Source organism: Bradyrhizobium manausense (genome assembly GCF_001440035.1).
Taxonomy (GTDB): Bacteria; Pseudomonadota; Alphaproteobacteria; order Rhizobiales; family Xanthobacteraceae; genus Bradyrhizobium; species Bradyrhizobium manausense.
Map to the genome: position 1 here is coordinate 238,080 of NZ_LJYG01000108.1, position 13,254 is coordinate 251,333.

Genomic DNA, 13,254 nt, shown 5'->3' on the forward strand with positions numbered 1-13,254 from the left:
GCCGCAGCCATGCCCGGGCTTGACGATCTCATTCCCAGTGCGACGCAGATCCGCAAGGAGGCCGCGCTGAAGGAGGCCGAGAAGGCGGAAGAATATGTCCGTCTCGCTGCGGCCGCCGAAGCCGAAAAGCGCGCGCTGATCGAGCGATTAAGCAAGCCCTCCGGCAAGACCGAGGAGGAGAAGATCAAGCTCGCCGCGACCATCATCCAGCGTGCCGTGCGCAACGGCCTGACCGAAGTGATGGTCTATCGCTTTCCCAACTCGCTCTGCACCGACAAGGGGCGCGCCATCAACCAGATGGAAAAGGGTTGGGAGAATACGCTGACCGGGATCCCCAAGGAGATCTTCCAGCTCTGGAAGGACCATCTCCAGCCACGCGGCTATCGCATCGCCTACCAGGTCATCGAGTTCCCGGGCGGCATGCCGGGCGACATCGGCGTGACCATTTCATGGGACGACTGATAACGACGCTAGCGGCGAAAGGACAGGCATGGCCAAAAACGAGCCCGCCGAGAAGATGAAGCGCAAGGCCTATGAGAAGGAGCTCGAAAAGCTCCAGGTCGAGCTCTGCCACCTCCAGGAATGGGTCAAGGCCCAGAAGCTGAAGGTGATCATCATCTTCGAGGGCCGCGATGCCGCCGGCAAGGGAGGGACCATCAAGGCCTTGACCGAAAAGGTCAGCCCGCGCGTCTTCCGCGTCTGCGCCCTGCCCGCGCCCTCCGACCGGCAAAAATCCCAGCTCTTCCTGCAACGCTACATCGAGCAATATCCCGCCGGCGGCGAGATCGTGATCTTCGATCGCAGCTGGTACAACCGCGCCGGCGTCGAATATGTCATGGGCTTCTGCTCGCCGGCCGAGCACAAGCGCTTCCTGGAATTGTGTCCACTGGTCGAGAAGTTCGCCGTGGACGCCGGCATCATCCTGATCAAGCTGTGGCTCGAGGTCGGGATGGAGGAGCAGGAGCTCCGCTTCAAGGCGCGGATCGAGGATCCGCTGCGGCAGTGGAAGCTCAGCCCGATGGACACCGAGTCATTTGGCCGCTGGTATGATTACTCCCGCGCGCGCGACATGATGTTCGAGGCGACCGACACCAAGCATGCGCCCTGGCGGCTGATCCGCTCCGACGACAAGCGGCGCGCCCGGCTCAACGTCATCTCGCATATTCTGCAGACGATCCCCTACAAGAAGATCAAGCGCGAGAAGGTCAAGCTGACGCCGCGCTCCCACAAGGGTCGCTACAACGACCAGGCCAGCCTGCGCGGACGGAACTTCGTCGAAGAGCGATATTGACGCGCACGATCGCCACATGAAAACGGGCTGCATTGACGCAGCCCGTTTGTTGGTGCGAGCCTTGCTCCCGCTATTTCAGCTTGATCGTGACGCCGCCGACCGCGGCCGACACTTCGGCTCCGACCTTCGGTCCGCTGAGCTGAAGGATCACGCCATTGGCGTTCTGCAATTGCACCGCGCCGGCGCCGGCCGCAACGGCCCCACCTGCTCCGCCCGCGGCATAGGAGCCTTCGATCGACTGCGGCCCCTTCAGGTTGAGCGCGCGGCCGACCAGTTTGGTCGTGGAGGCACCGACTGTGAAGCCGACGCTCATCCCTGATACCGTGAAGGGATATTTGTGGCCCCTGTAGAGCAGCACGCCCTCCCCGCCGCCGACGCCGACGATGAAGCCGCCCTTGGTGAAGACCACGGCGACCTGGCCGGTATCGGCACGCGACGGCGTGCCGAAGCCGGCCACACCGACGAGCAGAGCGGCGAGAGCGAGGCGCGTTGCAGACTTTCTCATGAGTAGTTTCCCCTTTGCAGTCACACTGAGTTACTGAGCCAAGATCATTGCGAAGTAGCCGAACACCGTGAGCAGGATGCCCGAAACGGCATAGCCGACCGGGAATCCGATCCAGGGTACGGTGCTCTGGATTTCCACCGCCGCCTCGCGGCACGGGCCGGAGTGCGACCGCGCGCCGGCCACACCGCCCATCAGCACGGCCGGATTGATCTTGAAGATGTGGTACCCGATCGCCCAGACGATGAAGGGCGGGATCGTGCAGGCGATGAAGCCGACGATGAAGATTTTCAGCGCCACCGCGCCCGTCAGCTGAGACAGCAATCCGGCGCCTGCATTGATGCCGACAATGGCGACGAAGACCACGAGCCCGAGATCCTCGAGCACGTTGCGTGCCGCATTGGGCGTATTGCCGAAGAAGCGCAGCCGCGACACGATCGATGAGACGAGGACGCCTGACAGCAACAGGCCGCCGGCATTGCCGAGGCCGATCTTGGCACCGAAGGCCGGGAAATCGATCATGCCGATCAGGAATCCGATGATCATGCCCGCCGAGAGCGTCAGCAGGTCGGTCGAGGTGTTGGTACGCGCGATGCGTCCCCACATCTCACCGAGCTCGTTCACGGCCCCCTTCAGGCCGACCACCGAGACGATGTCCATCCGCTGCAACTGGGTTTTCAGACCAGCAGGGATTTGCACGCCCCCGCGCTCGACCTTGGTGACCTGCAACTGGCCGGCGATGGCCGTCTCGCGGAAGGATTCGAAAGTGCGCCCGACGACATCCTTGTTGAAGACCACGATTTCGGCCTGATCCATGGGGATGCCGAGCGTCTGGGCATCGGCCACTTCGGGGCCGATCAAACCCATCTTCTCGGTGAGATGCTCGGTCGAGCCGCCCAGAGCAATGATGTCGCCTTTTTGCAGCACGAGCTCGGGATCAGCGCCTTGCGGTTCGCCGTCGCGCCCGACATTGACGATCCGGTATTCCGGATTCATCATCCGGAACTTGGCAATGCTGAGTCCGACTGTTGCGGGATTCTCCAGCCGATAGGCGCGCAGGCCAAACTGGCGATAGCCGGTCAGGCCGCCGCCTTCGAGATCCTTGACCCCGAATTCCTTCTCATACTGCTTCGCGGCGGTCCTGGCGTCGACGCCCCACCAGCGCGGCAGATATTTGCAGATCAGGATGATGCCCACGGTGCCCCAAATGTAGGTGATGCCGTAGGAGAGCGCGATCATGCCCGAAGCCGCTTCGGGAGTCATGCCCGCGGGCAGCTTGACGACTCCCGCGGTCACGGCCTGTTCGGCCGATCCGATCGCGGCCGACATGGTCTGCGAGCCCGCCAGCATGCCTCCGGCAGCGCCCACCGGCAGGTCGAAGAGCTTTGCGCCGACCACGACGAGAGTAAGGCCGATGACGCTCGACACCACGGCGAGAACGGTGAATTTGAGGCCATCGCCGCCAAGGCTGTTGACGAAGGACGGGCCGACACGCAAGCCGACGCCATACATGAACAGGTAGTAGAACAGGCTCTTGGCGAAGTTGTTGAGCTCGAGCTTCACGCCGTAGGTGGACGCCCAAACCGAGAGGCCGGCACCCACCACAATGGCGCCGGCGACCATGCCGAGGCCATAACCCTTGACGTTGGCCCGACCGATCCAAACGGCGAGGCCGACGGTGAAAAACAGCAGCAGATACGGGTTCTGCTGAAGGAATGTGAAAAATCCCTGCATGGCAGTCCCTCCGATACTTATGAAGCCGCCTTGAGCTTCGGCTGCGCGCCGGGCTTGGGCCGGCCGATCTTCGCCAAGGCTTCGGTGCGCACGAGCTTGAGCCCTTCCTTGGCGTCGTAACCATGGATTTCCTTCACATCGAGCTTGCGCATGAAGTCGATGGTCTCCTGGGTGATGACCTGGCCGGGCACCATGATCGGGAAGCCCGGGGGATACGGGATCACGAAGTTCGCCGAGACCAGCTCGGGGCCGGCCTTCAGCCGACGGTCGATTTCGGGATCGTTGAGGCGGATATGCTCGCAGCCCGCGACGTCGTAGGCGGCATAGAAGCCGCTGCGAATGTCGCCCTCGTTGGTCTTGGTGCCGGAATCGCCGCGGAAGCTCGGATGAAAGTGGGAGAAGTTCGGCAAGTCAGGCACGTCCTTCATCAGGCTCTTGACGCGCGCCTCGAAGGTCTTGCGTGCGTTTTCGCCGCCCTGCACCAGCCCGCGGTCGACCTCGCTTGCGATCTCGGCGAGAACCCGAATGAGATGCGCAACGTCGCTGCGGGTGTTGTTGATGTTGGACTGGACCAGGACCGAGTTGCGCGAGGTCTTGTTGACCTGGATGTTGTACTCGTTGGCCAGAATGCCCTTGAACTGGGTACCGTCATAGCCGGCCATGCCGCACACCAGCGTCATGCGGGTCGGGTCGAGGCAGAACTCGTCCTCATCCAGGCTCTTGAGCGTATTCGCCCAGTTCACGCCGGGAGCGAGAAAATCCGTGAAGCCGCTCTGGCGGTATTGCGCCGGCACCATGGCGTCGGCGCCGAGGATGCGGAAGTATTTTGAGAGCAGCGGATTGTTGTTGACCGCCTGGCGGATCGCCAGCGCGATCTCGATCGCATTGGCGACGAGCCCATAGCCCTCCAGCTCCATCTGCCGCCGCGAGATGTCGAGGCTGGCGATGAGCTGCTGGTTCGGGCTGGTGGAGGCATGCGTGAACACGGCCTCCTTGAACTGCTGCTCGACCGTGTGGAATTCGACGTCCTTGACCGACAGCATCGAACCCTGTCGGATCGCCGACATCGACTTGTGGGTCGAGTTGGTCTGGTAGACCCGCAGGCGAATCTGGCGCGGATCGGGAACGAGCCTTGTGCTGAGCAGCACCTCATCGGTCGGGTTCTTGCCGAGCTGCGCCTTTTGCTTCTCATAGGCATCGACCGACTTCGGATCGCGCATCCACGCCTCGATCTCGTTGGCGGCGCCGAGGCCGGTGCGGCGGCGCAGGAACGGCGAGAAACGCGCGAAGCCGAACCAGGCCTCGTCCCACAGGAAGATCAGATCCGGCTTGATGGCGAGACATTCCTCCATCACCCGGCGGGTGTTGTAGATGTGGCCGTCGAAGGTGCAGTTGGTCAGGTCCAGCATCTTGACGCGATCGAGCCGGCCCTCGGCCCTGGCGTTGAGCAGCGCCTGCTTGATCGTCTTCAGCGGCACCGCGCCATACATCGAATATTCCGTCATCGGGAAGGCTTCGACATAGAGCGGCTGCGCACCGGCGAGCACCATGCCGTAATGGTGCGACTTGTGGCAGTTGCGATCGACGATCGCGATGTCGCCCGGCGCGAGCAGCGCCTGCACCGCCATTTTGTTCGAGGTCGAGGTGCCGTTGGTGACGAAGAATACGCGGTCGGCGCCAAGCGCCCTCGCCGCCTTTTCCTGGGCCTTCTTGATGTTGCCAGTCGGCTCCAGCATGCTGTCGAGACCGCCAGTGGTTGCGCTGCTCTCGGCCAGGAACAGGTTCGGACCGTAGAACTCGCCCATGTCGCGGATCCAGTCGGATTTGAAGATCGACTTGCCGCGGGCGATCGGCAGCGCGTGGAAGGTGCCTATGGGGCGCTGCGCGTATTTCTTGAGATTGTCGAAGAACGGCGTGTCGTAGCGATCCTGGATGCCTTCGAGAATCGACAGATGCAGCTCCAACAGCTCTTCCACCGAGTAGAAAATCCGGCGAACGACATTGGTTTCAGGATTGCCGGCAAGCTCTTCGACGTCCCGATTCGAGATCATGTAGATGTCGAGCTCTGGCCTGACGCGGTTGATGATCTGGGCGAGGCGCAAGGCGGACGCATCGGATTCATCCTCGAGGCCGGCCATGGCCGTTAGCGAACGGAGGACCGGCGCGTCGTGCCGCGAACGAAGGCCAAAGCCCTCGTTGATGACGACAGCCCCCAGATTCGGGTTGAGCATGGTCGCGCAGAACGCGTCTTCCAGACTTCCGACGATGACGGGTTCGTAGATGAAGCCATCCTCCGGACGGCGCAGCTTGCGCCATTCGGCCGCGAGAGCCGGCCATTGGCTGGACGATATGCCGGTGACGATCAAAGTCTCGAAATAGGGTCGGCGCGCCTTATGCCCGGCGAAGGTGGGCGAGATCAGTTCGGGCGCATCGCCATTGCCGTCATCCTTCGCATTCCAATCACCGGCATGCTGGCGGAACGATCGCGTGGCCAACGCCTGAGTGATCCGGGTTGCAAGCGACCGCGACGCGGCCGCATCGCCTGACGATGCTGCTTCGCGCAGGGCCGCCATCAATTGCAGGCCGGGATAGCCGTGGAATTCTTCCGTCACCGACAGACTGGCCAGCGCCTCGTCATAGGCAGCGCGATCGCCGCCGCGCGCCCAGACTTTGGCAGCCTCGACCAGATCACGCCAATCGTCCGCCCGCGCGCCGGGACCGGAGAAGAACTGGTCGATGCGCTTCTGCGCCGCCTTGGTGTCCTTGGACATATGTCTCTCCCGATCCTGACAGGCAAAAGGTGATGCGGGATCGTGCTTTGCGCGCCTGTCGCTCCATTGATCCAAGTCAACGGTCGCGCGCATTCTCGGCAGGCGCTATGCCGTTCGCATTGCAACAAGCTCGTCAAGCCGTTCGCTGAGCCGGACCGCCTGTGCTTTCGCCGAGCACGCTGTCGAGCGAGCGCAGCCACTGACTGCTGTCGGTCTTCTCACTGAGGCCCTCGGCGCGCAGGAGGTCACGAAGCTGCGCATGCGCGCCGACGATGCAGAGGCCCACCCGGCGTGCGGCAAGCTCGTCGTAGAGATCGTGCAGCATGCGCGCGCCCGCCAGATCGATCGTGGGCGACGCCGAAAGGTCGCAGGCAACCAGATGGATGCCCGGCGAACTTCGCAGCGCGGTCAGGACTGCATCCAGGATGGTTTCCGCGTTGATGTAGAGCAGCGACGCCTCGGGGCGAAACGCGATGATTCCAGCGAGCGGCTCGACATCCGCATGCCGCGCACTGTCCGAATAGCGGCCACTGCCCGGCAAGCGGCCGAGAAATGCGACGTTCGGCCGCGAGGCGCGCGCCAGCAGCAGGAAGATCGACGCGATCGAGGCCAGCAGGACACCCTGGAGGATGCCGAGGAACAGCACAGCGATCAGGGCGATCGACGCAGCATAGAAGTCGATCCGGCTCACCTGCCACATCCGCACCAGCGCACGGATATCGACCAGCTTGTACACCGCGGCAAAGACGATGGCCGCGAGCACCGCCTTGGGCAGGTTGGTCAGCAGCCCCGTGAAGAACAGAAGACAGAGCCCAAGCGTGACCGAGCAGATGAGGAGCGCCAGAGGTGTTCGCGCACCGGCGCTGTCATTGACCGCCGATTGCGACAAGCCGCCGGCGACAGGATAGCCATGGCCGAAGGCGGCCGCGAGGTTCGCGGCGCCCAGCCCCAAGAATTCCTGACGGACGTCGAGCGGATAGCCGTGCTTGACCGCAAAGCTCCGCGCCGCCGAAACGCCCTCGATGTAAGCCAAGAGCACGCAGCCGGCGGCGAGCGGAAACAATTCGTCGAACTCAAGCAGGCCGAACGTCGGCATGCCCAGCGCCGGGAGCCCTTCCGGGATCTTCCCGGTAACGGGCACACCGAGGCCCGGCAAGCCTGATAACGTCGCCACCACGATCGCAAGCGCCACCACGGTGATACCGACCGGCTTGCCAGGCCATAGCCGCTCGCCGAGCAGAAGCAGCAGGAGGGCGACAGCACCGATCGCGAGCACCAGGAGATCGAGATGACCGAGTTGACCGACCAGCTTGAAGGCACGGTCAAAGAAATTGTGTCCGCCGCCGGCGACGCCGAAAAGGCTCGGCAACTGACTCATGATGATGGTGAGCCCCGCCCCCGCCTTGAATCCGACAAGGATGCTGTCACTAACGAGCCGGACCAGCACGCTGAGCTTGAACAGCCAGGCGATGAAGCAGAGCATTGCAACGCCGAAAGCCGCGAGACTTGCGATCTGCGCATACTTCACGGCATCGCCACCGGCGAGCGTGCCGACGGTCGCGGCAATCATCAGCGAGATCGCCGAGGTCGGGCCAACCGCCAACTGCCGCGAAGTCCCCAGCAACGCATAACCAATGCCGCCGAGCATATAGCCATAGACACCGATCTGCGGCTGCAGGCCGGCAAGTGCGGCGTAGGCCAACGAGACCGGAATGGCGTAAGCGGCGAGTGTGACGCCGGCGACGGCATCGGAGGGAAGCCATTCGCGACGATAGGCGGCAAGCCAGCCGGCCGGTGGAAAGAACCGCGTCCATTTCGATTCGGATGGCGCATTCATGTGACCACCTCGCGTGGTGTGGCTTCGCAGCGCAACAGGACAATCAGGAGTGCGATCACGGGAATGCCGAGCGCGAGGCTGGGAATGGTCTCGGTGGCGAAAGCCCCGGCGGCTGCGCCGCAGCCGAACACTGCGCATAGCGCGAAGAAGATGGCCGACTTGCGCAGCGTCCCCAGCGGGGCACCTCCGTAGGCGACCGCGAAGATGTTCTCAATGGTCTGACGCATGTTGCCGGTGATCATGACCGTGCTGCAGGCTGCGCCTTCGACCTTGATGAATATGGCCGATTGCATGGCCGCGACCATGGAAATGCCGAGCGTTCCGGCAACATCCGGCAACCTGTTGTGCAAGATTCCGATCACGATCAAGAAGACTATCTCGACCAGGACGCTGAGCGCACTGGCCCGCTCGCCGGCCACGCGGCGCAGCCAGGCGGCCATGACGATGCCTGCGGTGAAGGCCAGGATGGGCGGCACGAAATGCAGTGCCTTGGTCCAATCGCCGGCCATGGCGTTGACCCAGAGAAAGATCACGTTGGCGGTCTGGGCGTTCGCCAACACGCCGTGGATGATCCATGTGTAAGCATCGATGAAGCCGCCGGCGAAGGCCAGCAGCAGGACAATCTCGACCGTTTCGTCGCGGCGGACCGCGCCGGCGGCAATGTTCAAGGTGCTCATGTCGACAATACGGCGCGTAAATCCTTCATCGTTTCATAGACCCCGCCGCGTCCTCGCCCGGGCTTGATCTGGATCAAGCAATCTCCTCCCGCAGCAAATCAAATCGCGGCAAAAGCGCCGGGGAACGTCGACCATGGAAACCGTCAGGTCGATCATCGTCACCGCACCGGAAATCTTCCTGCTGCTGGCGATTGCCATCGGCACCATCCTGGGGCGGATCAAGATCAGCGGATTCTCGATCGGCACCACCGCCTGTATCCTTGTTGTCGCTGTCTTGATCGGACAGCTCGGCTCCTTCTCCTTTCCACCGATCCTGCGGGCGATCCTGTTCAGCCTGTTCGTCTTCACGATCGGCTACCGGTCGGGGCCGGAGTTCTTTGCCTCCTTGAGCGTCCGGACACTGGCGCAGGTCGTGCTGTCGCTGGTGATCGGCGCAACGGGCCTCGTGCTCGTGCTCATCTTTGCACACCTGCTCAAGCTCGATACCGGCACCGCCGCGGGCCTCACCGCCGGCGCGCTGACCCAGTCCTCGGTGATCGGCACCGCGTCGGGCGCGCTGGCGCAGCTCGGCCTCGCACCCGACATCTTGAAGCAACAGGAAGCCAATATCGCGGCCGGCTATGCTGTTACTTATGTGCTCGGCTACATCCTGACGCTGCTGTTCGTCCCATTCGTCGCGCCGCGGCTGATGCGGGTTGACCTCAAGGCGGAGGCCAAGAAACTCGAGACCGAGCTTGCCGGTGGCGTCCCCGCGAAGACGGATAATCTCTCCTACCGCAAATTCCAGGCACGGGCCTATCGCGTCTCGGCCGCCGCCGGCCGCACCGTCGAAGCCATTGAAGCCGAGATCGGCGGNGGACGTACCGTCGTCGAGCGGATCGTCCGGCATGGCGCCGACGTCGGACCGCATCGCGATGTCGTGCTCGAAAACGGTGACGACATCGTCCTGACCGGCCCGACCGCGGCGATCGTCGCGGCCAAGCCGGTCATCGGCGCTGAAATCGACGCCGACGAATTGCTGCGCAACCTGCCTGGCAACGTCGTCGACGTGCTCATAGAAAACCGCAAGCTGCACGGCCGGTCGCTCCGCGAGGTGGTCGACATCGTCGGGGACGCAGCCCGCGGCGTCTTCCTGCGCGCAATGACCCGGATGGGCCGCGAAGTGCCACTCGGGCCCGATACGCGCGTCTATGTCGGCGACGTCATGACGCTGGTCGGCAGCACCGGCAATATTGCGCGGGCGACGGCGCAGGTTGGTTCTGCCCTCAACACGAGCGATCGCACAGATATTGCTTTTCTTGCCGCCGGCATTGCCGTCGGTCTTCTGGCCGGCCTCGCCAGCCTCAAGGTTGGCAGCGTGGCGCTGACGCTCGGCGGCGGAGGTGGCGCGTTGATTGCGGGCCTGGTCTGCGGCTGGCTGCGTTCGCGCAGGCCGACCATGGGCGCGATGCCGCCAGCCGCCCAGCAGACCTTGAGTGATATCGGCCTTGGCGGTTTCATTGCGGCGATTGGCCTCGGCAACGGCCTCGCTGCCTGGTCGGCGATCCAGGCCCATGGCCTGCTCCTCGTCGGCATGGGCGTGGTCGTCACCCTCGTCCCGATGACGGTTGGAACGCTGGTCGCCTACTACGTGCTGCGGATGAACCCGGTCGTGACGTGCGGCGCGCTGGCCGGCGCCATGACGGTGGATGCCGCCGTGACCGGTGCCTGCGATGTTGCCGAGAGCAAGACGCCGGTGCTTGGCGTTGCAGTGCCATATGCGGTCGGCAACGTCGTGCTGACGGTGCTCGGTCCGATCGTCGTCGCCGCCACGTATTCGGGATGACGGAGGGCATGATGGGTCCCCTGGCTGCAATCCTCCGCCGGTTCATGACTGCCGTCCTTGTCCTTCTCGTCCTTGCGGTGCGCGCGCATGCCGAGGACGACGTACGGATCCAGGAGGAGATCTGGGCTCTGCCGCTGCCGCTGCCAATGTTCGCTTACTTGGTCCGACCGGTTGGTGACGGTCCCTTCCCGCTGGTGATCATGAACCATGGCGTCTCGCTGAATGAGACCGATCGTAGCTTCTTTCCGCTGGTCGAATTCCGCGACGCCGCCAAATGGTTCGCCAAGCGCGGCAATCTGGTGGTGGCGCCGGTCGGAAGCGGCTATGGCGCCGCCGCGATCGATGTTCCCGAACGGGCGCTGTACGGCCCGTTCTTCTCCAAGATCGGCAACTGCATCAACCCAAACTTCCACGATGCCGGGCTCGCAGTCGCGCAAGTCGACCTCTGGATCATCGACTACATGGCGGCCGAGAAACGCGTCATTCCGAAAGACGTCGTCGTGGTCGGGCAATCCGCCGGCGGCTGGGCGGCGATCGCCCTGTCGAGCCTGAACCCGCCGCCGGTGAAGGCGATCATCACCTTCGCCGCCGGCCGCGGCGGCCGTGTCGGTGGCAAGCCCAACAACAACTGTGCGCCTGACAAGCTGGTGGAAGCGACCGCCGATTTCGGCAGCACCTCGCGCGTGCCGATGCTTTGGATCTACATCGAGAACGACACGTTCTTCGGCCCCGAATTGTCAAAGCGGATGCGCGATGCGTTCACGGCCGCCGGCGGCAAGGCCGAGTACCATTTGATGCCGCCATTCGGCCACGAGGGCCACTTCTTCATCGGCTCGCCGGACGCGATTCCGCTCTGGACGCCACTGGTGGCCAAGTTCCTCGACGCGCAGAAATAGAGACAGCCATGCCCAACGTTCCCTTGACTGCCGTTCTGGCCCTGGTCGCTGGCGCGGTGATGTCTTCAGCCAACTCGGCGCCGAAGAAGGCAGACAGCGACACGGCCGCCGAATTCGCCGCCCGCGGCCAGCGGGAGGCCAAGGATATTACCTATGGCGACTGGCAGAAGCTCTGCTTCAAGCCCGGCGGTGCGCCGACCCTGTGCCGGACGTCGATCACTGGAAAGTTCCCGACCGGCCAGATGGCCGTGCGTATCGACCTGATCGAGCGCGAAGACAGCTCGGCGGCCCGACTACAAATCTTCGTTCCCGTCGGCATGTATCTTCAGCAGCCGGCGACTCTAAGCGTCGATCGTGGCAAGGCCGTCCGCGTGCCCTATAGCTGGTGTCTGACCAACGCATGTATCGCGGCCGACGTTGCACCGCCGAGGATCATCAAAGAGATGGATGTGGGACAGGCCTTGGTGCTCGAGGTCGTCGATTCAAACCTGCTGGCAATGACGACGTCGGTGCCGCTCGCGAATTTCGCCTCGATTCACAAGGGCCCACCGGCGAAAACGCTGGAGCAATATGTCGACGAATGAAGGGTCTGGCAGATCAGGCGGCCGATGCACGCATCACCGAGGCGATCAGCGATTCCGCCGAGAACGGCTTTGTCAGGTATGCAACGCAGCCTGATGCGATCGCAGCGGCATGATTTGCCGCGCTGTCATTGCCGGTGATATAGATGACCGGCGCGACAACCCCCTGCCCTGCCAGTCGGAGCCGCAGCTCAATGCCGGACTTTCCGTCAAGATTGATGTCGAGCACGATGCAGATCGCCTCCTCGAACCTGCCCTGATCGAGCAAGGCGTTCGCTGAGTCGAACAGCGTCGCAACGAACCCGTGCGCACGAAGCAGCCTGCTAAGGCTGGTCCGCATCGAAGGATCGTCATCGACGACGAAAACTGTTGCGCGGGACGGCAAGGGAGCGACCTCTCGGGCCGGCACTATTGTAGCGCGACGCTCGCATGGCAGCACCGCCCCACGAACTTTCATATTGTCCCTTGGGGCAGTCCCGTTGCCGCAAACCACGATCCCGGCGCGATCAGAGAGCTAATCGCCCTTCGTATCGAGCAATGCAAGCCGTTCCGCGATCGAAACAAGCTCTGCAAGCGAATGAACTTGCATCTTCTCCATCACCTGGTGGCGGTGGGCCTTCACGGTCCGCTCGGTCGTCCCCAGTTCATAAGCGATCTGCTTGTTGATCTTGCCGCGGACGATGAGATCAAACACCTGTTGTTCACGCTGGGTCAGCCTGGCGAGGTGCGCGCGAAATACCTCCAGCTTGCCACGTTGACTTCGCACCGCGTCCTGCCGCACCAGCGCGCGTTCGATCGCGTCAAGCAGCAACTCTGACGAGACCGGCTTGGTCAGGAAGTCTTCCGCTCCGGCCTTGATCGTCCGCACCGTGGTTGCCGTATCGGCATGTCCGGTCAGGAAGATGATGGGCAGCGTCGAGCCCGATGCTACCAGCCGGCTCTGTAATTCGGGGCCGCTCAGTCCCGGTATCCGCACGTCGAGCAGAATGCATCCGGGCTGATCGTCACCTGGCGCGGCGTCCAGCAGGTCCTGCGCCGATGCATAGGTCGCGACATCATAGCCGGCGAGCTTCAGCCGGCGTTCTATCGCCGTCCGGAACGATGCGTCGTCATCAACTACGTGGACCAGGCCGGGCACTC

General features: G+C 63.4%; 12 protein-coding genes and 1 pseudogene. 6 read left to right on the forward strand and 7 right to left on the reverse strand.

The genetic code is table 11. The annotated features are described in order from the left end of the window. Positions 1 to 9 precede the first annotated feature (9 nt). Together AOQ71_RS31135 and ppk2 are read left to right on the forward strand one after the other, a co-directional pair. The gene (locus tag AOQ71_RS31135) at positions 10 to 462 is read left to right on the forward strand and encodes a hypothetical protein (protein ID WP_057755123.1); all 453 of its coding nucleotides are present in this window, start codon (positions 10 to 12) and stop codon (positions 460 to 462) included. Positions 463 to 490: 28 nt separating this feature from the next. Then, a complete protein-coding gene (ppk2, locus tag AOQ71_RS31140) occupies positions 491 to 1,291 on the forward strand; it encodes a polyphosphate kinase 2 (RefSeq protein WP_057755126.1) in 801 nt (266 codons plus the stop codon). A 70-nt stretch (positions 1,292 to 1,361) separates the two neighbouring features. Here the strand turns inward: ppk2 and AOQ71_RS31145 are convergent, their stop codons facing one another. The 5 genes from AOQ71_RS31145 to AOQ71_RS31165 form a co-directional block, all read right to left on the reverse strand. Next, a complete protein-coding gene (locus AOQ71_RS31145) occupies positions 1,362 to 1,796 on the reverse strand; it encodes a hypothetical protein (RefSeq protein ID WP_057755128.1) in 435 nt (144 codons plus the stop codon). A gap of 30 nt (positions 1,797 to 1,826) precedes the next feature. After that, entirely contained in the window at positions 1,827 to 3,527 is a 1,701-nt protein-coding gene (locus AOQ71_RS31150; protein ID WP_057755131.1) for an aspartate:alanine exchanger family transporter, read from the reverse strand. A 17-nt stretch (positions 3,528 to 3,544) separates the two neighbouring features. Continuing rightward, positions 3,545 to 6,298, reverse strand: coding sequence for a decarboxylase (locus AOQ71_RS31155; RefSeq protein WP_057755134.1), 2,754 nt, complete (start codon positions 6,296 to 6,298; stop codon positions 3,545 to 3,547). A gap of 133 nt (positions 6,299 to 6,431) precedes the next feature. Next, a complete protein-coding gene (locus AOQ71_RS31160) occupies positions 6,432 to 8,135 on the reverse strand; it encodes a SulP family inorganic anion transporter (protein WP_057755138.1) in 1,704 nt (567 codons plus the stop codon). Then, on the reverse strand, positions 8,132 to 8,812 hold the full coding sequence (locus AOQ71_RS31165; protein WP_057755141.1) for a YoaK family protein: 681 nt from the start codon (positions 8,810 to 8,812) through the stop codon (positions 8,132 to 8,134). The genes AOQ71_RS31160 and AOQ71_RS31165 overlap by 4 nt, the downstream gene beginning before the upstream one ends. A 133-nt stretch (positions 8,813 to 8,945) precedes the next feature. Here AOQ71_RS31165 and AOQ71_RS48880 point away from each other — a divergent pair. From AOQ71_RS48880 to AOQ71_RS31180, 4 genes and pseudogenes are all read left to right on the forward strand, one after another. Next, positions 8,946 to 9,667, forward strand: a 722-nt coding sequence (locus AOQ71_RS48880) for an aspartate-alanine antiporter-like transporter (RefSeq protein WP_488226153.1), incomplete at its 3' end; no start/stop codon positions are given. A gap of 1 nt (position 9,668) precedes the next feature. Beyond that, positions 9,669 to 10,637 (forward strand): annotated as a pseudogene (locus AOQ71_RS48885) (aspartate-alanine antiporter-like transporter); the annotation flags it as partial. Between the two features lie 44 nt (positions 10,638 to 10,681). Next, the gene (locus AOQ71_RS31175) at positions 10,682 to 11,533 is read left to right on the forward strand and encodes a dienelactone hydrolase family protein (protein ID WP_057756677.1); all 852 of its coding nucleotides are present in this window, start codon (positions 10,682 to 10,684) and stop codon (positions 11,531 to 11,533) included. A gap of 8 nt (positions 11,534 to 11,541) precedes the next feature. Then, positions 11,542 to 12,117 (forward strand): invasion associated locus B family protein, encoded by a 576-nt coding sequence (locus tag AOQ71_RS31180; protein WP_057755149.1) that lies wholly within the window; start codon positions 11,542 to 11,544, stop codon positions 12,115 to 12,117. 13 nt (positions 12,118 to 12,130) lie between these two features. Here AOQ71_RS31180 and AOQ71_RS31185 read toward each other — a convergent pair whose 3' ends face one another. Next, positions 12,131 to 12,571, reverse strand: coding sequence for a response regulator (locus tag AOQ71_RS31185; RefSeq protein WP_083514617.1), 441 nt, complete (start codon positions 12,569 to 12,571; stop codon positions 12,131 to 12,133). Between the two features lie 57 nt (positions 12,572 to 12,628). Then, on the reverse strand, positions 12,629 to 13,252 hold the full coding sequence (locus AOQ71_RS31190) for a response regulator transcription factor (RefSeq protein ID WP_057755155.1): 624 nt from the start codon (positions 13,250 to 13,252) through the stop codon (positions 12,629 to 12,631). Positions 13,253 to 13,254: the final 2 nt, after the last annotated feature.